Origin of the sequence: Nocardioides astragali (genome assembly GCF_024436375.1) — a bacterium.
Lineage (GTDB): Bacteria > Actinomycetota > Actinomycetes > Propionibacteriales > Nocardioidaceae > Nocardioides > Nocardioides astragali.
In genome coordinates this window covers 250,435-268,414 of the sequence record NZ_JAFMZM010000001.1, presented here as the reverse complement: position 1 = coordinate 268,414, position 17,980 = coordinate 250,435, and the positions used below count along the sequence as shown (strand labels likewise).

The following is a 17,980-nucleotide window of genomic DNA, read 5'->3' as shown; positions in this document are numbered from 1 at the left end:
GCTGCATGACGCTGGAGCACCGTGCTGTGAACGCAGCGAACATCGAGGCCCTGACGGGTGTCGGCCCGATGCCGACCGCGCATGAGCGCCGTCTCGCGCTGCGGGCGGCGATCGCGGCCCCCGAGCCGCTCGTCGTCCCGGGCATCACCGACGCGCTCGGGGCGCGACTCGTCGAGACCGCCGGGTTCGCCGCGGCGTACGCCACGGGTGCCGGCTTGGCCAATGCGCAGTACGGCGTGCCGGACCTCGGCCTGATCTCGCTCGGCGAGGTCGCTGACCACGTCGGCCGGCTGACCGAGGCGACCCGCTTGCCGGTCGTCGTCGACGCGGACACCGGGTATGGCGGTCCGCTGACCGCGATGCGCACGATCCGGTTGCTCGAGCGGGCGGGTGCGGCTGCGATCCAGCTGGAGGACCAGGAGATGCCCAAGCGGTGCGGGCACTTCGACGACCACGCCCTCATTCCGACCGGACACATGCAGACCAAGCTGGCCGCGGCTGCCGACGCCCGCACCGACGACGCCCTGGTGATCATCGCCCGCAGCGACGCGCGCAGCGTGCACGGCATTGACGAGGCGATCACCCGCGGCAAGGCGTACGTCGAGGCAGGTGCGGACCTGCTCTTCATCGAGGCGCCACGCACCGTCGAAGAGCTCGCGCTCGTGGGTCGCGAGCTAGCCGGGGTACCTCTGCTCGTCAACGTGGTGGAGGGCGGCAAGACACCCGAGCTCGCGGTGAAGGAGTATGCCGACCTCGGCTTCGGCGTCGTCCTCTACGCCAACTACCTGATGCGCTCGATGATGCTCGCCGCGCGTTCTGCGCTCGCGCACCTCGCCGAGCACGGTGAGACCGCCACGCGGGCGGACCAGATGGCGAGCTGGGCCGAGCGCCAGGCGCTCGTCAACCTGCCGGAGTTCACGGCGGCCGAGTCGGCGCTCGACCGGCCGTGGGACGGCCGGCGATGATCCCGGGACTGCCCTACGACACCGAGCTGCCCGAGCGGGTCGGCGTCCTCGTCCTGGGTTCCGGCCTGGCCGGTTGTGCGGCGCTGCTCGCCGCGGCCGAGGGCGGCCAGTTCGCGGTGATGCTGGAGAAGACCTCCGAGATCGGTGGTTCGACGGTCAAGTCGGCCGGCCTGTCCGCGTTCGCCGGCACCGCCGAGCAGCAGGCGCAGGGCATCGCGGACTCCGTCGAGCTGCTTCGCAAGGACCTGCTGGAGGTCGGGCAGCACCGCAACGACGAGCGCCTCGTCGACCTCTACTGCGAGCACCAGCTCGAGACGTACGACTGGCTCAAGGCCCACGGCGTCCGCTACGGGGAGGTGCACGCCGCCTCGGGGCAGTCGGCGCCGCGCTCCCACCCCACCGACACGACGGCGATGCTCGTCCATCTGCTCAAGGCGGCCGGGCGGCTCGGTGCGCGGGTCGTCCTTGACGCTCCGGCCGACCGGCTCGCGCACGAGGGCGGCCGGGTGGTCGGCGTCGACGTGCGCACCCCCGACGGCACCCGGCGCGTGCTGGCCGACTCCGTCGTCGTCGCGACCGGCGGCTTCTCCCAGAACCCCGACCTGCTCGCCCGGTTCGCCCCGCAGATGGAGCACGCGCTCCGGGCCGGCGGCGCCGGCTGTGAGGGCGACGGGCTGCTGATGGCGTGGCAGCTGGGCGCGGGCGTGGTGGACACTCCCTACATCAAGGCCACCTACGGCCACTTCCACGAGATGCACCCGGACGAGGACGGCACCGGCATCCTCGCGGTCTACAAGGGCGCCATCTCGGTCAACCGCGAGGGCCGCCGCTTCGTCGACGAGTCCCGCAACTACAAGGAGATCGGCGACCGGGCGCTCGCTCAGCCGGGGGTGACGACCTATCAGGTGTTCGACAGCCGCGTGCTCGCCGCGTCCAGCGACGAGGTCCCGATCTACGACTTCGCCGGCCGAGAGAGCTCGGGCCTGCTCGTCCGCGGCGAGACCGTCGAGGAGCTCGAGGAACGCCTCGGCCTTCCGTCCGGCTCCCTGGTCACGACCGTCAGCGACTACAACGCCGCGATCCGCGCCGGCACCCCCGACCCGCTCGGGCGCGAGCACCTGTCGGGATCGGTCGGGACACCCCTCCCTCTCGAGCAGGCGCCCTTCTTCGCCCACCCGTCGGGCAGCGTCGTGCTCGCCACCTACTGCGGGCTCACCGTCGACACCCACCTGCGTGTGCTGGACGTGTTCGGAGAGCCGATCGACCGGCTGTACGCCGCCGGCGAGGTGATCGGGGGGTTCCACGGCGCCGGGTACATCACCGGCACCTCGATCGGGAAGGCCGGCATCTTCGGTCGTCTCGCCGGCACCCGCGCCGCGGCCGAGGAGAGTGAGCTCGAGTGGTGAGCCCCTTCGACCTGACTGGCGACGTGGCTCTCGTGGTCGGAGCCGCGCCCGGCGGCCTCGGCGAGCGCGCCGCCCGCGCGCTGGCCGACCACGGCGCGACCGTGGTGCGCGCCGAGCTCAACAGTCACGACGACCTCCTCCCCGTCGACGTGACCGACGAGGCATCGGTCAAGGCTCTGGTCGCGACTGTGCTCCAGCGGCACGGCCGCATCGACGTGCTCGTCAACGCCGCCGGCGTGATGCTCCGCAAGGCCTACGACGAGACGACAGTTGCGGAGTTCGAGCACGTGGTCCGCGTCAACCTGACCGGCAGCTGGTTGCTCGCTCGCGAGGTCGCGCCGGCCTTGGGTAACAGGGGCCGGATCGTCAACCTCAGCACGGTCTACGCCGAGCGCGTCGGCCCGATCGCCGAGTCCGCCTACTACGCCTCCAAGGCCGGCGTCGCGAACGTGACCCGTGCCCTCGCCGCCGAGCTCGGCCCGCGCGGGATCACCGTCAACTGCCTGGCCCCGGGCGTCTTCTACCCCACCAAGATGACCGCCGCGCTCGGCGCGGATCCCGAGCGGCTCCACTGGTTCTGCGACCGCACGATGCTCGGTCGGCTCGGCGACCCGGACGCCGACTTCGCCGGCCCCCTCCTCTTCCTGGCCTCCAGCGCCTCGTCGTACGTGACCGGACAGGTCCTGTACGTCGACGGCGGCTGGTCGGCCTGGTGACCCGCACCCCACCCGCACCCTCCCCGCACCGAAAAGAGACGACCATGACGAACGCCCCGGACCGCGCGCTCCTCCTGATGGACTACCAGGTCGCGCTCTGCGAGGAGGGCCCGCACCTGCGAATGCCGCCGCTGGCCGCGCAGGTCGCCGAGCGCGGCGTGCTCGCCACGGCCGAGAAGGTGCTGTCCGCGGCCCGCACCGCCGGCTGGCTGGTGGTGCACGTGCGCCTCGCCTTCGACCCGACGTACACCCTGCGGACCAACCGCCTCCCCCGCTTCGACGCCTACCCCGACCAGCGGGCGATGCTCGCCGACTCCCCCGAGGCGCAGATCGTCGCGCAGCTGGCGCCGATCGAGGGCGAGCCGGTGGTGGACAAGGGCTGCGTCGACCCGTTCGTCGGTACGCCGCTGCGCGATGTCCTCGCCGCCGAGGGCATCACCGAGCTCGTGCTCGGTGGCGTCGCCACCAACCTGGTCGTCGAGTCGGCGGCCCGGCACGCCAGCGACGCCGGACTCCAGGTGACGATCGTCGAGGACATGTGCGCGTCGTTCCGCGCCGACTTCCACGACTTCTCCGTGCAGAACATGCTGCCGCTCTTCGGCACCGTCACCACGTCGGTCGCCCTGCTGGGTGAAATGTGATGGGCAACGACTACGACGTCGTGGTCGTCGGCGGCGGTGTCGCCGGCCTGACCGCCGCCTGCGCCGCCGCGGAGGCCGGGGCCCGCGTCGCGATCCTGGAGCGGTCGCCCGAGGCCGAGACCGGCGGCAACACTCGCTACACCGAGGCGTTCCTGCGGATGAAGTCGCTCGAGGAGACCGCCGACGGGCTCGAGGACACGCTCGTCGACGACTTCATGGGCCACCCCGACCCGTCGATCATGGCCGACGCGGCGCGCTCCCCCGAGCGGCGCTCGCCGCTCTACAAGGCGCACCACGCCGTCGACCCCGACTACGTCGCCGAGCTCGCGGCCTCCGCACCCGAGACACTGGCCTGGATGGGCACGTATGGCGTGCGCTACGACTTCCTGCCGACACCCTTCCTCACCACCTCCACCACCCGCATGGCGCCGGTCGGCGGTGGGCTCGCCATCGTCGAGAGCATGGGCAAGGCGGCCCGCGGGCTCGGGGTCGAGTTCCACTTTGAGACCACCGCCCGCTCGCTCGTCACCGGCGCCTCTGGCATCGAGGGCGTCGTCGCGGACACTCCCGCCGGCGGGGTCACCTTCGGCGGACGCGTCGTGCTGGCCTCGGGCGGCTACCAGGGCAACGCCGAGATGATGGCCCGCTACCACGGTGACCGGGCGCTCACCTCCCGTCCCGTGGCCCGTGGTGGCAACTACAACAAGGGCGAGGGCATCGAGATGGCGCTCGCCGTCGGCGCCGCCACGGCCGGAAACTTCTCGCTCTTCCACGCCGAGCCCGTCGACCCGCGATCCGGCGAGCCCGAGGCTGCGATCTTCTGCTTTCCCTACGGCGTGCTCGTCAACGCCGAAGGCGAGCGGTTCGTCGACGAGGCCCGCGGCCCGATCGACGCGTGGTACGAGCGAACCACCCGCGACATCGCCGCCCAGCCCGGCGGCATCGCGTGGGTGGTGCTCGACCAGCAGGCGCTCGCCGTGCCCAACATCCGCTCCGGGATCCGCACCGAGGTCCCGCCGCTGGTGGCGGGGACGATCGAAGAGCTGGCGGCCGCGATCGGCGCGCCGGCCGCGGCGCTCGCGCGGACGCTGACGTCGTACAACGCCGCGTGCGGCGAGGGTGACTTCTCGCCGCTCGCGCCCGACGGCCTGGCGACCAGCGGCATCGCCCCGCCCAAGTCGAACTGGGCGCGCTCGATCAACGTGGGTCCGTTCGAGGCCTATCCGATCATGGCCGCCAACGTGTTCACCTTCGGCGGTCTCAAGACCACCGCCGCGGCAGAGGTCGTCGACAACGACGGCCGCGTGGTCCGTGGCCTGTGGGCGGCCGGCGAGATGACCGGGCTCTACTACTCCAACTACACCGGCTCGACGTCCGTGCTGCGCGGAGCGACCTTCGGCCGGATCGCGGGACGCGAGGCGGCGCGCGGATGAGGATCTGGCACCAGAGCTTCACCGTCCTCGACGACGTGCCGCACTATCGCGACGCGCTCCACCGCCACTTCGCCGGCCAGGTCCGTCCGGACACCACGATGGACCTGCACGGGATGGCCGAGGGCACCTATCCGAGTGACTATCCCGGCACGCACATCGGCCACGTCTACCTCTCCGGCCTCCACCGAGAGCAGTTCGTACAAGCGGCGCTGCGCGCGCAGGACGAGGGCTACGACGCGTTCCTCATCGGAACCATCCCCGACACCGGCTTCGAAGAGGTCCGCACGCTCGTCGACATCCCGGTCGTCGCGTTCGGCCAGACCTCGGTGCTGATGGCGGCCCAGTTCGGCGACTGCGTCGGCATCGTCAACTTCATCGGCGCCTTGGTCCCGCAGCTGCGACGCAACTTCCGCAACTACCGTCTCGACCAGCTCGTCGGCCCGATCGTGCAGGTGGAGGCCGGCTTCACCGACGTGATGGCGGCGTACGACAACCCGCAGCCGCTGCTGGACGCCTTCGCCGCGGCCGCCCGCCGGGCAATCGCCGCAGGGGCGACCGTGATCGTGCCGGGCGAGGGTCCGCTCAACGTGTTCCTTGCCGACCAGGGCCTGGTCGAGGTGGACGGAGCCCCCGTCCTGGACTCGCTCGGCACCTGCGCGCGGGTCGCCGAGCTCCGCGGCGCACAGCACCGTTCGAGCGGGATCCGGCCGAGCCGGGTGGGGTTCTACGGGTCCCAGCCGTCGCGCGAGCTCGTCGATGCAGCGCGCTCGTTCTACGGCGTCCCGGAGTCCCTGGCGTGACGGACGTCGACGTCGCCGTCGCGGGGGGCGGCGCCGCGGGCCTCATGACGGCGCTGCGTGCATCCCTCGACGAGGACCTCGTGGTCGCGGTCTTTGAGAAGTCGACCCGCGAGGGCTGCAACGCCGCGATCTCGAGCGGTTCCCTCGCGGCCGGCGGCACCCGGTTCCAGCGGGACGCAGGCATCGAGGACTCGCCGCAGCAGCATGCCGACGACATCCTGGCGGCCAGCGGTGACGAGGAGTGGCGGCCGGTCGTCCAGGCCCTCTGCGAGGTCGCTCCCGACATCGTCGAGTGGATCGCCGACACCGGCTACCCAATGGAGATTGGCACCGACATGCCCCGAGCCGGCATGTCAGTGCCGCGCCTGCACACCGACACCGGACGGCTGGGTGGCGCTCGCCTGGTCCGTCACCTGCGGGGGCTGCTGGACGCCCAACCCAACGTGGCGTTCGTGGACGAGAGCCCGGTCGTCGGACTGCTCGGTTCCGCGGCTGGGATCAGCGGCCTCGTGGTGGAACAGAACGGTGCGCGAGAGCAAGTCACGGCAGCCGCGACGGTCGTCGCCACGGACGGCTTCGCTGCCGATCCCTTCCTCATGGCCCAGCATCTGCCCCATCTCGGCGCCCCTTTCCACGGCGGCACGTCGACCAACACCGGCGACGCGATCGTCTGGCTGACCGGACTCGGCGCGCAGCTCCGCAACATGGGCTCCGCACTGCGATCGGGACTCGTCGTGGTCGGTCACGGCACGCGAGTCTCCCCCGCCCTCCAGTTCAACGGCGCGGTCCTGCTCGACACCGATGGGCTGCGGTTCGTCGACGAGGAGGCACACGGCTACTCCTCGATGGCCGGCATCCTCCAGCAGCAGCCTGGGGAACGCGCCGCCATGGTGTGGGACGCGACGGCGATGGCCGCGACAGTGGCGTCGGAGATGATGCGTGACTCGCTGGCCGCCGGGGCTATCGAGCAGCTTCCGACGACGGCGGCGCTCGCCGCACGACTCGAGATCTCCGCCGAGGTGCTCGACCAGTCGCTCCTCCCCCGGGCGGGACGACGGCGACTCGCAGCGCCGTACCACCTGGCCTGGGTCACCCACGGGGTGCTCACCACCCAGGGCGGTGTCGTGGTCGACCCCGCCGGACGAGTCCTTGGCGCTGACGGCAACCCGATCCCTCGGCTCTACGCCGCCGGGGGCACGGCCTGCGGCCTGGCCGGCCCGTCGTCCGACGGCTACAGCTCCGGCAACGGACTGCTCTCGGCCTTCGGCATGGGCTGGATCGTCGGCAACGCCTTGGCCGGCGTCCCCACAAGTCACCCCACCCACCAGAGGAGCACCAGTTGAGGAACACTGCCCCACACCGGATCGTCGGACTCGTCCTGACATCGACACTCGCGCTCGTCGCCGCGGCAGCTCCCGGCGCGCAGGCCATCGGCCCCGTCGACCGGGTCACCTATCGTCTCTCCTTTGTGCCCGCACCACCATCGCCCGAGGACGTCGTGGCTGTCCCCGGCACCCGCCAAGTCGTTGTGAGCGGCCTCGCCGCGGACCCCCTGGCCGAGGGCAGCGTCGGTCACCTCTACTCGATGAGCACCAGGACGCGGAGCGTCACCGAGATCTGGCCCGACAGCCCCTGGCGCACCGCATGGGACAAGGACACCTATGCCGACTGTCCCGGCCCTCCCGACCCGGCCAAGGCCTCACCGCACGGAATCAACATCGAGACAGATCAGCGTGGTCGCTCCACCTTGTACGTCGTCAACCATGGCGGCCGCGAGGCCATCGAGGTGTTCCGGGTCGGGCACGCGAAGACGGGTCAGGTGCTGCGCCTGACCTGGATCGGGTGCGCGGAGATGCCGGAGGGAACGTTCCCCAACGGGGTGGCTCCGCTGCCTCGGTCAGCTGGCTTCGTCGTGTCGAACTTCCTTGACCCGACCTCGCCGAATCCCTTCGCCGGCATGTTCACCGGGGAGAAGACCGGCGACGTACGTGAGTGGAGCCGGCGCCGTGGCTGGCGGACGGTTCCCCGGTCCGCCCTCGGCGGCGCCAACGGCATCGAAGTCACCCCCGACGGCGCGTCGGTGGTGGTGGCCGCCTGGGGCGAGCGGAAGGTCTATCGGATCCCGCTGCGCCGTGGCTTCGCGGGCAATGCCAAAGTCTCCGTGTCAGTACCGTTGAAGCCTGACAACCTGCGCTGGACAGCCGACGGGCGCCTACTCCTGACCGGCCAGGACATCACCGAGCCGCAGTTCATTGCATGCCAGCGTGGAGACATCGCCGAATGCCCCGCCGGCATCCGCGTGCTCCGGGTCGATCCGGACACCATGCGGGTCCGCACGATCTTCCGTTCGCAGACGAAGCGGTTCCGCGTCCCCACCGTCGCGGCCCCCGTCAGTGGCCAGATCTGGATCGGAAGCGTCAAGGGGGAGCGGATCGCAGTCCTGCGAGCCCGCTGACGAGGCGTGGCCACAAGTACCTCACCGGACGAGGCGCCGTGCTTTTGACGGGTGCTGCGCGGCGACTCGTTCCTACGAGATGCGGTCAGGGTCATCCCGGGCGGTCATCCGTCCGTCGGGGTCGAGCCTGGTCGGCAACGCATCCCCGATGCCGCGGAGCTGTTCGAGCTGCTCGCGGGCGAGGGGGTCGAGCACGTGGGTGCGCACGGTGTCCACGTGTCCAGGCGCGGCGTCAACAACCGCGTTCCGCCCGGCCTCAGTGAGGAGGGCGTGGTGGCGCGGCCGTCCTCGGGGCACGGCACCCGCTTCACCAAGCCGCGATCCTCGAGCCGTCGTACGACGTGCGAGAGCCGCGGAAGAGTGGCGTTCGTGCGCTGGGCGAGGGTCGCCATTTCGCCGGCCATCGCAGCCGGAGGGGGATGTCCTGGTGGGTCCAGAACTCGATGCCGCGTTCGTGCTCGGGGCGTGGTCCGAACCAGCGACGGTCGGCTTCGTTGATGGTGGTGTCGTTGATGCTGGCTTCGCGGCGGCGCATCAGTCCGTCCTCGTCGAACTCCCACAGCTCGTTCCCGTAGCTGCGGAACCACTGGCCGGCGTGGTCGTGCCATTCGTACTGGAAGCGGACGGCGATGCGGTTGTCGTGGAATCCCCAGAGGCTCTTGAGCAGTGCGTAGTCCTGCTCGCGCTTCCACTTGCGGTGAGCAGGACCAGATGGCGTCGCGGCCAGTGACGAAGGTGTCACGGTTGCGCCATACGGAGTCGGGCGTGTAGGCGAGGCTGACGCGGTGGGGGTCGCGGGTGTTCCAGGCGTCCTCGGCGGCCTGCACTTTGGTCAGTGCGCTGTCGAGGTCGAAGGGCGGGAACGGCGAGCGGGTCCCGGGCATTGTGAGTGTCTCCTCGGTCGGTGGGCGGGGTGTGGGTTCAGGCGGTCGGGACGGCGTTGCGGGGCTGGCCGGCGGTGGGAGCGGCGCGCAGGGGTAGCGGGGCTCCGGTCCGGGTGCGCTCCACGGCGAAGGTGACGCGGCGGCCGATGTCGCCGTCGTCGCCGGTGACACCGGCGTCTGTGTGTTCCACCTGGGCGGTGCCGGAGAGGTGAAGGGTGCGTCCGGTGGTGAAGTCGCAACACAGCAGTGCGGCAGTCGGATCGACCGCGAGGTTGCCGAGGCTGTTGAACATGTTGTTGCCGGCGTAGTCCGGCCACCACAGGTGAGCGTGGTTATGGATCCGGACGAAGCCAGGCGGGCCTCCGCGGTGCGAGGCGTCGTTGCCATGCTTCGGGTGGGTGGTGCCGAGGAAGAATGTGTCCGCGGTGGTGACCTGGGCGATGTCGTCCTCGGACAGCTGTGCGTCGTCGGCGGGTGGTATGCCGGCGTGCGTTGGGCTGGTGCTCCCGCCCGTGTCAGGCGTGAGGTCGCGCGGCTGGATGTACTGGGGGCAGTTGCCGTAGGCCTGGTCTGCCTCGATGGTGAGCCCTGCCCCGCGTCCTTGTGCGGTTGCGGCGAGCCAGCCGTTGATGCGGTAGCGCCGGCGCTTGGTGAAGTCGATGACCAGCAGCCCGACCGGCTGGCCGGCATCTAGGGCGTGGAGCGGGTCACCCGGCGACGGCGCGGTGTTCACGCGCAGGGTGTTTGGGTCGGTTGCCTCGAGGAACCCGGCGGGTCCGGTCAGGGGTGAGGTCCACAGGACTCCGTCGTGGTCGCGTCCGGTGAGGATGGCGAAGGTCTGGCTGGCCAGGAAGCGGACGGCGCCCCCGCTGAGGTTGGCGGGATCAAGCATGGCGCGCAGTCGGGAGGCCGCGGCGCGGACCCCGGCTTGCTGCTGTACCGCGAGCTCGCCCTCGTGAAAGCCAGGCGGGACGGGCAGCCGGTGTGGGGTCAAGGTCTTCTCCTGTCTGCGGGGGTTGTCTCTGGACGCCGGCGACCCCGTGTGGCCCGTGCTGGTGTGCGCACGGGCCACGCGGGAGTGCTGGTGCGCCGCGGGTGGCGCTACGCGCTGGTTCAGGCGGCCAGGCGGGGGGTGACGACCGGCCAGTCGTTGGCGACCTGGCTGAGGGTGTTGAAGTAGTTGGTCAGGACGTTGAGTGCGATGTGACCGACCACCTCGCCGATCTCGGAGTCGGTGACGCCGGCGTGGCGGGCGGCGTCGAGGTCGGCGTCGTCGATGGCACCGCGGGTGCCCAGGATGGCGTTGGACAGGGTCAGCAGGGCTTCGATGTGCGGGTTGGTCGACTTGCCATCGCGGGCCCGGTCGAGCTCGTCGGCGTCGACGTGGGTGATGTTGGCGCCGATGTAGGTGTGGGCCGACAGGCAGTACTCGCAGCCGTTGGCCTCGGCGGTGGCCAGGGCCAGACGCTCCCGCACCGGCGCCGGGATCACGCCGCCGCCCAGGGCGCCCGACAGGGCGAGGTAGCCGTTGAGCAGCGCGGGGCTGTTGGCCATCACCTTGGTCATGTTCGGCGTCACGCCGAGGGTCTTCTGTACCTGGGCCAGGAGCTCGGCAGCGGCGCCGGTGGCGGTGGCGGGGTCGATCTGGGGCAGCTTCGACATTAAGGCTTCCTCTCGATGTTCTAACGGATAGTGGATCCACTAACCGTTAGCAACACTGGCATATGCTCACGATCGAGTCAAACGGTTAGGATGGGCGGTATCCGTTAGGTGCGGTAGTGTGGTGGCATGACGACCGCCGTTGAGCCGACCCAGGCGCCACTGCTCGGAGAGCCACTTCCCGTGGAGCTGATGAACACCATCTGGGCCGACCGTGGCGGCGTTCACGACGCGCTCAGCACTGATGCCGAGGCGCTCGCCTGGTTGCGGGCCGTCGGTGCGCGTCTGGAAGAACGTGCGCCCGGCGTTGCGACGTGGTTGGACTCCGACCGGCCGGTCGACCTCGACAACGCGGCCACCGAACTGCGTCGGCTGCGTGATGCGCTGCGAAGGCTGACGGCCGAGGCCACCCAGGATCCCCGGACAGCTGGTGCCTCGCCCATCTCTGACCGTGGCCAGGCGCTCGAGGTCCTCAACCAGGTCGTGGCCGCCTCGCCGTCGTGGCTGGCCGTCGACTGGCCTGTCGGCCACCAGCCTGTCAGCACCCTGCACCTCGCCCAGCCGGCCGGGTCGGCGATCGCCTCGATGCTTGCGGCCGAGTTCATCGCCATGCTCGCGAGCGGCAACCAGCCCGAGCTGCGTGCTTGCCTCGCGCCGGGCTGCGTTCTGTACTTTGCCAAGGAACACAACCGCCGCGAGTGGTGCTCCTCAGCCTGCGGCAACCGCGCTCGCGCCGCCCGTCACTACCGACGACGGAAGGCTGCAAGCGTCTGATCCGAGTCGGATTGACACCTGCACGCATTTTCCCGCGCTTGACAGTCATAGGCGGCGGAATGCCGCACGAGTCTCCTCAGCCGCCGGCAGAGGGGCTAAGACGCGGGAGGCACGTCGCCGCACATGTGCTGGCCGGAATCGCGTGCGCCCTTGTGCTGAGCGACGGATGGCGTTCGCAAGCGGACCACCCTCGAACTGGTCCTGCGGTTGACGATGCGAATCCAGTCGGCATTGTCAGAAACGGCGTCTAGCCTCAATCTGTGAGCGAGGCGAATCCCCTAGACGGCCTATCCCCGCAGGAGCGGGCTGCCGCGGTCGCGGTATGTGCGGCGCTGGGCTGCACCGCGGAAGCGTATGACGTCAGAGGTAGGCAAGGAGCTTTCGACGTGCTGCTGACCTTGGCGGACGGAAGCCAGGCAGCTTTGGAAGTGACTAGCCACTCGGCGGAGGGTGTTCAACTGCGCGATGCGATCCTGGGAGCCGAGAACAACCAATGGCCGAATCCCGGCAGCTGGTATTGGCGAGCGGACATCGGTTCGCCTCGGGATATCCCTGAGTTGCGGGAGCGCTACGACCGAATCGTCCGGTACTGCGAGGACCGGGGCATCACTCAGACCGGCGTCCTTTACCCGTGGGAACACCAAGACCCGGACATCGCTTGGCTACTCAAGTCCTCGGTCGAGTTGTGGGGTAGTCCTGACCTCACGACTTCCGCGGACGGATCGCCTTACGCCTTCGAAGTGCTTCCCCCAGGGGGTGGTGGGGCGGTGGACGTTGAGCTTGCAGGCTTGGCCTCCGTGATCGAGGCCGTGCTTAGTGAGCCGAATCAAGTGCGCCACATCGACAAACTCAATCGCGCCACCGGAATGCAGAAACATCTGTTCCTCATCCTTGGGGAGGGCGCTCTGCCGTTCGAACAATGGGCGGGATTGATGCGCACGCCGCCGGTGATTCCGACCGTGCCGCTGACTTTGTCGCCCGGCCTCGACGTGCTGTGGTTCGTCTCGTCGTTCTCCCACAACCTGTACCGGTTCGGGTCGAGCGGGTGGGAGATGTACCCGCTTCCCTAGCGCTAGACCGCCCCGACCTGTCGGCGGCTGCCCGGCGGGCTCGCGTCCGCGCTTCGCTAGCGGCGGCATGCCTCGCAGACCTAAAAGACACCGCAGGCCGGCAGATGTAGGGCAACTGGACGGTGACTGTCGGCGGCGAGACGTACGGTGAGAGGACACAGGGGAGGCATCGCGTGGTGGAACGGGTTCGGCGACAGCATGTTGTGTCGCGGTTCTATCTCAACGGCTTTGCCAGCGACACGGGGCGTGTTCGTCGCGTGTCATTGCCAGGCGAATCGGAGCATGTTCTGTCCACCGGTGACGCGGCTGTGATCAAAGACTTCTACACGATCACACTGCCCGACGGCACACAGTCCGACGTGTTCGAGAAGGTCTTCGGCGAGATTGAAGGGCCTGCCTCAGAGGCGCTTCGGAAACTGCTGAGTGGAACGTGGCCCATCACAGGCGACCACCGCGTGGCTCTCGCAACCTGGATCGCGCTCCAGCACCTGAGGGCGGAGGACGTGCGGGCCAGTCAGGGAAGTATGAACGCCCAGTTCATACGGTTGATTGTCGGCACTGCGGGCAAGGAAGCGTTGCGCGAACTGATCGAAGGTGCCGAGTCCAGGGACATACCGGACGCGGAACTGGATCATGAGTGGGAGGACATCACGAAGCCGGGCGGGCCGGACCTCGTACCTGACGTCAAGCAGCACATTGGGATCCTGATGGACTTGCTACCGAGAATGGCGGCCTACCTGCACGACTGCCATTGGACTGTGTTCCGATTCAATCGCCGATCCATCGTTACCTCGGACCACCCCGTGAACCTGGTGCCGGGGGACGACCACCCGGAGTGGAGTGGTGTGGGTATCGCCACCGCCGAGCTTTTCCTGATACCGCTCAGCCGCCGCGCCGCGTTGACCATCCAGCCGCACGATCGATTCCCGTCCTTGCCGCCCGGGCTGGAGAAGGTGCCCGACTTCCAGCATGACGGCACCACTCAGGTGGCCGATTCCATCAACCAAGAGACGGTGTTGGGTGCTCGAAAGTACGTGCATCACCATCCCGAGGACAGCCCCCTTGGACGACTCCACCTTCCTGACCCGGATAGATCGATCGAACCATCCATGTCCGATGCCTCGGACCTCATCCGTGAAAAGGGCCTGTTCAGCGATATGACTGACGAACAGCGCGAAGCGTGGGGGCGGATGAGCCCCGCTAGCGGCGAGCGACGTGGCGTAAGCATCAAAGATCTCCCGTGGCCCATCCCCGGACGCCGCCAAGTGGACAAGATGTAGACCCACGCCGCGCCGCGAGTCATCTTCGTTCCTCCAGGACGCTGACGATGCGTACAGACATTGCCTAAAACGGCGGCTGGTCGGCCTACGTCATTCTGGGCGCTGAGCAGCGCCCAAGAACCGCCACGGCTGGGTGGTCCACGGTGAGAGTCCGGAGCGTCCCTGCGGCGACTGCATCCCCAGATGCGGAAGCAACGCAGGAATTCCACAGGCGACATTGATCGCTCGGTGAGGCGACGCGTTCATAGGTGACCATCAGAGAATCGCGGGCGGCGCGTGCCGCCCCGGGTGGTCGGAGGTGACCAGATGGAAACGGTGGAGGAGATCCTCACCAGCAGTGAAGTGGCCAAGTGGATTCGGGTGTCGGAGTCGACGTTGTGCCGGTGGCGGCAGCGTGGGATGGGTCCGCGGGTGACGTGGATGACCCCGACGTGTCCGCGGTATCGGCGCCTCGACGTCGAGCAGTGGCTCGCGCGGGCGTCGTAGGCGCGCCGCGAGGAGGACGACGCACATGATCGAGAAGACTCCCAGCGGCCGGTTCCGAGCCCGACTGAAGAGCGGCCGGCAGTTCGTCGCCAGCCGGACCTTCGACACCAAGCGGGAGGCGAGCGACTGGCTCGCGCGAGAGAGGGCTGTCCTCGCCGGTGGGGTTGATCCCCGCACTGGACGCCGTCTCGTGCGGGCCTTGTTGGAGGAGTGGTTGGCCATCCGCGAGTTCACGGTGGCGGCCAAGACGTATCGCACGGACCAGGCCCTGCAGCGGCTGGTCCCCACGAGCCTGCAGGCCATGCAGGTGTCGGCCGTCTCCGAGCGCGAGGTGGCTCGCTCGTTCGAGGCGTTGATCCAGCACGGCCTCGGCGAACGATCGGTGGTCCGGTACCGCGCCAGCCTGTCCAGCTTCTTCACCTGGTGCGTGCGAGAGAAGATCATCGTGCGGAACCCGGTGACCGGGACGAAGGTCCCCCGGTCCTCGGAGGAGCCCACCGAGATGCGGCCGTGGACCGAGGCGGAACTCGAGGCCACCTATGCGCTGTGGCATGAGCACGACCCACACCTGGCGGACGTGCTGCTGGTGCTCGGCTGGACCGGGATGAGGTGGGGCGAGGCGCGGGCGGTGCTGGTCGAGGACGTGGTCGAGGTGCCGACAGCCGGTCTGCTCGTCCGCCGCTCGCACACCGAGGGCGGGGCGGTGAAGGCGACCAAGGGCCGACGCGGGCGCCGGGTGCCCGTGGCCGACCGGATCCTGCCGATCATCCGGCGGCTGGTCGTCTCCAAGAGCCGAACGATCTGCTGCTGACCACGGTGGGCGGTGCCCGCCTGCACCGCACGGCGGTGCTGCGGACGGTGAAGTGGGACCGCACCGGCGGCGGTCGCCGGATCCACGACCTGCGGCACACCGCGGCGTGCTTGTGGCTGGCACGGGGCGTGGACCCGGGCACGGTCCAGGCGTGGATGGGACACGAGTCGATCGCCACCACCAACCGGTACCTGCACTTCCTGGGCACCTCGGCCGACCAAGCCGGGTTGGAGCGCCTCAACGACCCCGGCCGAGGCCCCCGCCGCGGCCCCGCGCGGGCAGCACCGGGGCCGGGGGGACGCGGGGGGTAAGCGGACGCACTTTGCCGACGAACATCACCGGTGTCAGTCCCGCGGCGTGAGGGCAGGAAAAAACCGAGAACCCGCAGGTCAGGGCGACCTGCGGGTTCTTCGTCACGTGGTGGAGCTGAGGGGATTCGAACCCCTGACCTTCTCATTGCGAACGAGACGCGCTACCAACTGCGCCACAGCCCCATGCGCCTCACGGCGCGACGCCAAGATACACGAGCCCGAGAGGGGCCGCCGAATCGGCCCGCCCCCTCAGCCGAGGTCGATCAGGCGCCGCTGGCGCGACGCTTCTCGTCCGCCTCGCGAGCGGTCTTGGCGGACTGCTCGGCGGAGCGGGCGAGGGCGGATGCCTCGTCGTTGTGACCGCTCGACCAGACGCCGGTGGAGTCCAGGTCGATCGTCGAGACCGTACGACGCTGGGCCGTGGACTTGGTGACGTAGGTCGGCAGCGTGGTGGGCACCATGTCCCAGCCACCCACGACCGGCACGCCGTCGGCGACCGCGGGGGTCTCGGTGGCCGGGGACTCGGCGGGGACCGCGGGCACCGTCGGCGCGCGCGGCGACGGCGGAGTCATCGGCATCTCGCCGGTGAGCTCGACGTCGCCGACCTCCTCCTCCTCCTCGACGCGGGGCGGCAGGCCGATCTCGATCGCGGAACGGGCCGCACGCTGGCGGCGCTCGGCGCGGACGGAGAGACGGCAGGCCACCAGCCACGCGACGAGCACGCCCGCTGGTGCGGCGACCCAGGACCAGATGAGGACGGACGCGGCCGCCAGACCGATGACGACGGCGTTGGCGAGGACGACCAGGGCCAGGACGTTGCGGCGACGCTTCGCCGCGCGCCGCGCGGACGCGCGCTCGGCCTGCGGGGACGGCGTACGAGGAGCGGCCGCCGGCGCAACAGGCTCGGGTGCCACGTGGGCCTTGGTCTCGACGGGCGGGCGCAGGGCGGCGCGGATCGGGGCCACCACGAGCCGCGCACTGCGTCGGTCGACCGGCTCGCGGCGGGCCAGCACTCGCATGGTGTGCGAGAACTTCTCGACCGACCGGCTGCGGACGACCTCGTCGTGATGCTTGAGAGCCTTGGGGATCAGGTAGACGGCCCACGCCACGGCAAGGGCGACGAAGATGAGAGCGCTCAGGTCCACGATCGCAGCGTAGGAGCGCGGAGCACGACCGGGACGGATGTCAAGTGGTGTGTCGCAGAACTACTGGTGTGACTGGTGTGTCGTCAGCCGGGACATGATGCCCTCCGGGCACTCCTCGACGGTGACCGCGAAGATCCGGTGGTCGCGCCAGGCCCCGTCGATGTGGAGGAAACGGGGCGAGTAGCCGACCTGCTCGAGGCCGAGCTTCTCCACGACGCGCAGCGAGTTGGTGTTCTCCGGCCGGACGCAGATCTCGACGCGGTGCAGGCCCACCGGCCCGAAGCAGTGGTCGATCACCAGCGCGACCGCGCGAGGGGCGACGCCGCGACCCGCCACGTCGGCGGCGACCCAGTAGCCGATCGACCCCCACTGGGCCGAGCCGCGGGCCACGTTGCTGACCGTGACCTGCCCGACGAAGCGGCCCTCCACCTCGATGACGAACGGCAGGCACAGCCCCTGCTTGGCCTGGTGCAGCAGGGAGCGCACCACCATCTTGTACGACGTCGGGCGCGGCGCCGCCCCGGGCGGGACGGTCGCGTCCCACGGCCGCAGCCAGTCGTGGTTGCGGGCACGTACGGCCTGCCACTCGTCGGCATCGGCTCGGCGGAGCGACCGGACGACGACCTCCTGCGACTCGAGCCGCGCCGGCCAGCCGGGAGGGGCGTTCAGTGGTCGCTCCCGATGACCTGCTCGACCGCGTGCCGCACGACCGGCTCGAGGACGCCGAGCGCGTCGGTCACGCCCCCGCGCGAACCAGGGAGGTTGACGACCAGGCAGTCGCCGACGATGCCGGCGAGCCCCCGCGAGAGCATCGCGGTCGGCACGCCCTTGGCGACTCCCGCGGCGCGGATCGCCTCGGCGATGCCGGGGACCTGGCGGTGGAGGAGGGGCGCTGTGGCCTCGGGCGTCCGGTCGGTCGGCGTGAGCCCCGTGCCGCCGGTGGTGAGCACGATGCGGGCCCCGGCGTCGACGGCCGCAGCGATGGCCTCGCGCACCGGGTCGCCGTCCGGCACGACGTCCGGCTCGTCGCACTCGAAGCCCTGCTCGCGCAGCCAGTCCGCGATCAGCGGACCGGTCTCGTCGGCGTAGACGCCGGCCGAGGCGCGGTTGGACGCGACCACGACCGCGGCGCGGAGGCTCATCG

General features: G+C 69.9%; 20 protein-coding genes, 1 tRNA gene and 1 pseudogene. 13 read left to right on the top strand and 9 right to left on the bottom strand.

Annotation, left to right across the window (positions count from 1 at the left end; all coding sequences use genetic code 11):
• Window positions 1-5 precede the first annotated feature (5 nt).
• From J3P44_RS01415 to J3P44_RS01380, 8 genes are read left to right on the top strand one after another with little or no spacing between them, the layout of a single operon-like run.
• Window positions 6-965 (top strand): isocitrate lyase/PEP mutase family protein, encoded by a 960-nt coding sequence (locus J3P44_RS01415; RefSeq protein WP_255888441.1) that lies wholly within the window; start codon window positions 6-8, stop codon window positions 963-965.
• Window positions 962-2,371, top strand: a complete 1,410-nt coding sequence (locus tag J3P44_RS01410) for an FAD-dependent oxidoreductase (protein ID WP_255888440.1) — start codon at window positions 962-964, stop codon at window positions 2,369-2,371. Before J3P44_RS01415 ends, J3P44_RS01410 begins: the two co-directional genes overlap by 4 nt.
• Complete coding sequence (locus J3P44_RS01405; RefSeq protein ID WP_255888439.1) at window positions 2,368-3,087, top strand: SDR family NAD(P)-dependent oxidoreductase; 720 nt, start codon at window positions 2,368-2,370, stop codon at window positions 3,085-3,087. Before J3P44_RS01410 ends, J3P44_RS01405 begins: the two co-directional genes overlap by 4 nt.
• A gap of 44 nt (window positions 3,088-3,131) precedes the next feature.
• Entirely contained in the window at window positions 3,132-3,728 is a 597-nt protein-coding gene (locus J3P44_RS01400) for a cysteine hydrolase family protein (RefSeq protein WP_255888438.1), read from the top strand.
• Window positions 3,728-5,161 (top strand): FAD-dependent oxidoreductase, encoded by a 1,434-nt coding sequence (locus tag J3P44_RS01395; RefSeq protein WP_255888437.1) that lies wholly within the window; start codon window positions 3,728-3,730, stop codon window positions 5,159-5,161. The genes J3P44_RS01400 and J3P44_RS01395 overlap by 1 nt, the downstream gene beginning before the upstream one ends.
• Window positions 5,158-5,961 carry an aspartate/glutamate racemase family protein gene (locus J3P44_RS01390; RefSeq protein WP_255888436.1) on the top strand — a complete coding sequence of 268 codons (804 nt, stop codon included), beginning with the start codon at window positions 5,158-5,160 and terminating at the stop codon, window positions 5,959-5,961. Before J3P44_RS01395 ends, J3P44_RS01390 begins: the two co-directional genes overlap by 4 nt.
• Window positions 5,958-7,304 carry an FAD-binding protein gene (locus tag J3P44_RS01385; protein ID WP_255888435.1) on the top strand — a complete coding sequence of 449 codons (1,347 nt, stop codon included), beginning with the start codon at window positions 5,958-5,960 and terminating at the stop codon, window positions 7,302-7,304. Before J3P44_RS01390 ends, J3P44_RS01385 begins: the two co-directional genes overlap by 4 nt.
• Entirely contained in the window at window positions 7,301-8,416 is a 1,116-nt protein-coding gene (locus tag J3P44_RS01380; protein WP_255888434.1) for an SMP-30/gluconolactonase/LRE family protein, read from the top strand. The genes J3P44_RS01385 and J3P44_RS01380 overlap by 4 nt, the downstream gene beginning before the upstream one ends.
• 104 nt (window positions 8,417-8,520) lie before the next feature.
• Here J3P44_RS01380 and J3P44_RS01375 read toward each other — a convergent pair whose 3' ends face one another.
• The 5 genes and pseudogenes from J3P44_RS01375 to J3P44_RS24810 form a co-directional block, all read right to left on the bottom strand.
• A complete protein-coding gene (locus J3P44_RS01375) occupies window positions 8,521-8,808 on the bottom strand; it encodes a MarR family winged helix-turn-helix transcriptional regulator (RefSeq protein ID WP_255888433.1) in 288 nt (95 codons plus the stop codon).
• A complete protein-coding gene (locus J3P44_RS01370) occupies window positions 8,724-9,158 on the bottom strand; it encodes a DUF1348 family protein (RefSeq protein WP_255888432.1) in 435 nt (144 codons plus the stop codon). Before J3P44_RS01370 ends, J3P44_RS01375 begins: the two co-directional genes overlap by 85 nt.
• A gap of 25 nt (window positions 9,159-9,183) precedes the next feature.
• Window positions 9,184-9,300: pseudogene (locus tag J3P44_RS24815) on the bottom strand (DUF1348 family protein); the annotation flags it as partial.
• A gap of 37 nt (window positions 9,301-9,337) precedes the next feature.
• Window positions 9,338-10,192, bottom strand: a complete 855-nt coding sequence (locus J3P44_RS01365) for a PNPOx family protein (protein ID WP_255888431.1) — start codon at window positions 10,190-10,192, stop codon at window positions 9,338-9,340.
• A 221-nt stretch (window positions 10,193-10,413) separates the two neighbouring features.
• Window positions 10,414-10,962 carry a carboxymuconolactone decarboxylase family protein gene (locus J3P44_RS24810; protein WP_305121863.1) on the bottom strand — a complete coding sequence of 183 codons (549 nt, stop codon included), beginning with the start codon at window positions 10,960-10,962 and terminating at the stop codon, window positions 10,414-10,416.
• 180 nt (window positions 10,963-11,142) lie between these two features.
• On the opposite strand from J3P44_RS24810, the gene J3P44_RS01350 reads away from it, so the two are divergent.
• From J3P44_RS01350 to J3P44_RS01330, 5 genes are all read left to right on the top strand, one after another.
• Window positions 11,143-11,733, top strand: a complete 591-nt coding sequence (locus tag J3P44_RS01350; protein ID WP_255888430.1) for an ABATE domain-containing protein — start codon at window positions 11,143-11,145, stop codon at window positions 11,731-11,733.
• A 386-nt stretch (window positions 11,734-12,119) separates the two neighbouring features.
• Window positions 12,120-12,803, top strand: a complete 684-nt coding sequence (locus J3P44_RS01345; RefSeq protein ID WP_255888429.1) for a hypothetical protein — start codon at window positions 12,120-12,122, stop codon at window positions 12,801-12,803.
• Between the two features lie 173 nt (window positions 12,804-12,976).
• Window positions 12,977-14,083, top strand: a complete 1,107-nt coding sequence (locus J3P44_RS01340; protein WP_255888428.1) for a DUF4238 domain-containing protein — start codon at window positions 12,977-12,979, stop codon at window positions 14,081-14,083.
• 511 nt (window positions 14,084-14,594) lie between these two features.
• Window positions 14,595-15,380 carry a tyrosine-type recombinase/integrase gene (locus J3P44_RS01335; protein ID WP_255888427.1) on the top strand — a complete coding sequence of 262 codons (786 nt, stop codon included), beginning with the start codon at window positions 14,595-14,597 and terminating at the stop codon, window positions 15,378-15,380.
• 5 nt (window positions 15,381-15,385) lie between these two features.
• On the top strand, window positions 15,386-15,691 hold the full coding sequence (locus J3P44_RS01330) for a tyrosine-type recombinase/integrase (RefSeq protein ID WP_255888426.1): 306 nt from the start codon (window positions 15,386-15,388) through the stop codon (window positions 15,689-15,691).
• A gap of 107 nt (window positions 15,692-15,798) precedes the next feature.
• Here J3P44_RS01330 and J3P44_RS01325 read toward each other — a convergent pair.
• From J3P44_RS01325 to J3P44_RS01310, 4 genes are all read right to left on the bottom strand, one after another.
• Window positions 15,799-15,874 (bottom strand) — tRNA-Ala (locus J3P44_RS01325).
• Window positions 15,875-15,954: 80 nt separating this feature from the next.
• Complete coding sequence (gene sepX / locus J3P44_RS01320) at window positions 15,955-16,836, bottom strand: divisome protein SepX/GlpR (RefSeq protein ID WP_255888425.1); 882 nt, start codon at window positions 16,834-16,836, stop codon at window positions 15,955-15,957.
• Window positions 16,837-16,896: 60 nt separating this feature from the next.
• Entirely contained in the window at window positions 16,897-17,505 is a 609-nt protein-coding gene (locus J3P44_RS01315) for a GNAT family N-acetyltransferase (protein ID WP_255889149.1), read from the bottom strand.
• A complete protein-coding gene (locus tag J3P44_RS01310) occupies window positions 17,502-17,978 on the bottom strand; it encodes a MogA/MoaB family molybdenum cofactor biosynthesis protein (RefSeq protein ID WP_255888424.1) in 477 nt (158 codons plus the stop codon). The genes J3P44_RS01315 and J3P44_RS01310 overlap by 4 nt, the downstream gene beginning before the upstream one ends.
• Between the last annotated feature and the right edge of the window lie 2 nt (window positions 17,979-17,980).

Bases quoted from the DNA above. Each gene is read 5' to 3' on its own strand.
- J3P44_RS24810 (WP_305121863.1), bottom strand. From the start codon at position 10,962: ATGTCGAAGCTGCCCCAGATCGACCCCGCCACCGCCACCGGCGCCGCT.
- J3P44_RS01395 (WP_255888437.1), top strand. From the start codon at position 3,728: ATGGGCAACGACTACGACGTCGTGGTCGTCGGCGGCGGTGTCGCCGGC.
- J3P44_RS01310 (WP_255888424.1), bottom strand. From the start codon at position 17,978: ATGAGCCTCCGCGCCGCGGTCGTGGTCGCGTCCAACCGCGCCTCGGCC.
- J3P44_RS01400 (WP_255888438.1), top strand. From the start codon at position 3,132: ATGACGAACGCCCCGGACCGCGCGCTCCTCCTGATGGACTACCAGGTC.
- J3P44_RS01390 (WP_255888436.1), top strand. From the start codon at position 5,158: ATGAGGATCTGGCACCAGAGCTTCACCGTCCTCGACGACGTGCCGCAC.
- J3P44_RS01375 (WP_255888433.1), bottom strand. From the start codon at position 8,808: ATGGCGACCCTCGCCCAGCGCACGAACGCCACTCTTCCGCGGCTCTCG.
- J3P44_RS01415 (WP_255888441.1), top strand. From the start codon at position 6: ATGACGCTGGAGCACCGTGCTGTGAACGCAGCGAACATCGAGGCCCTG.
- J3P44_RS01365 (WP_255888431.1), bottom strand. From the start codon at position 10,192: ATGCTTGATCCCGCCAACCTCAGCGGGGGCGCCGTCCGCTTCCTGGCC.
- J3P44_RS01410 (WP_255888440.1), top strand. From the start codon at position 962: ATGATCCCGGGACTGCCCTACGACACCGAGCTGCCCGAGCGGGTCGGC.
- J3P44_RS01335 (WP_255888427.1), top strand. From the start codon at position 14,595: ATGATCGAGAAGACTCCCAGCGGCCGGTTCCGAGCCCGACTGAAGAGC.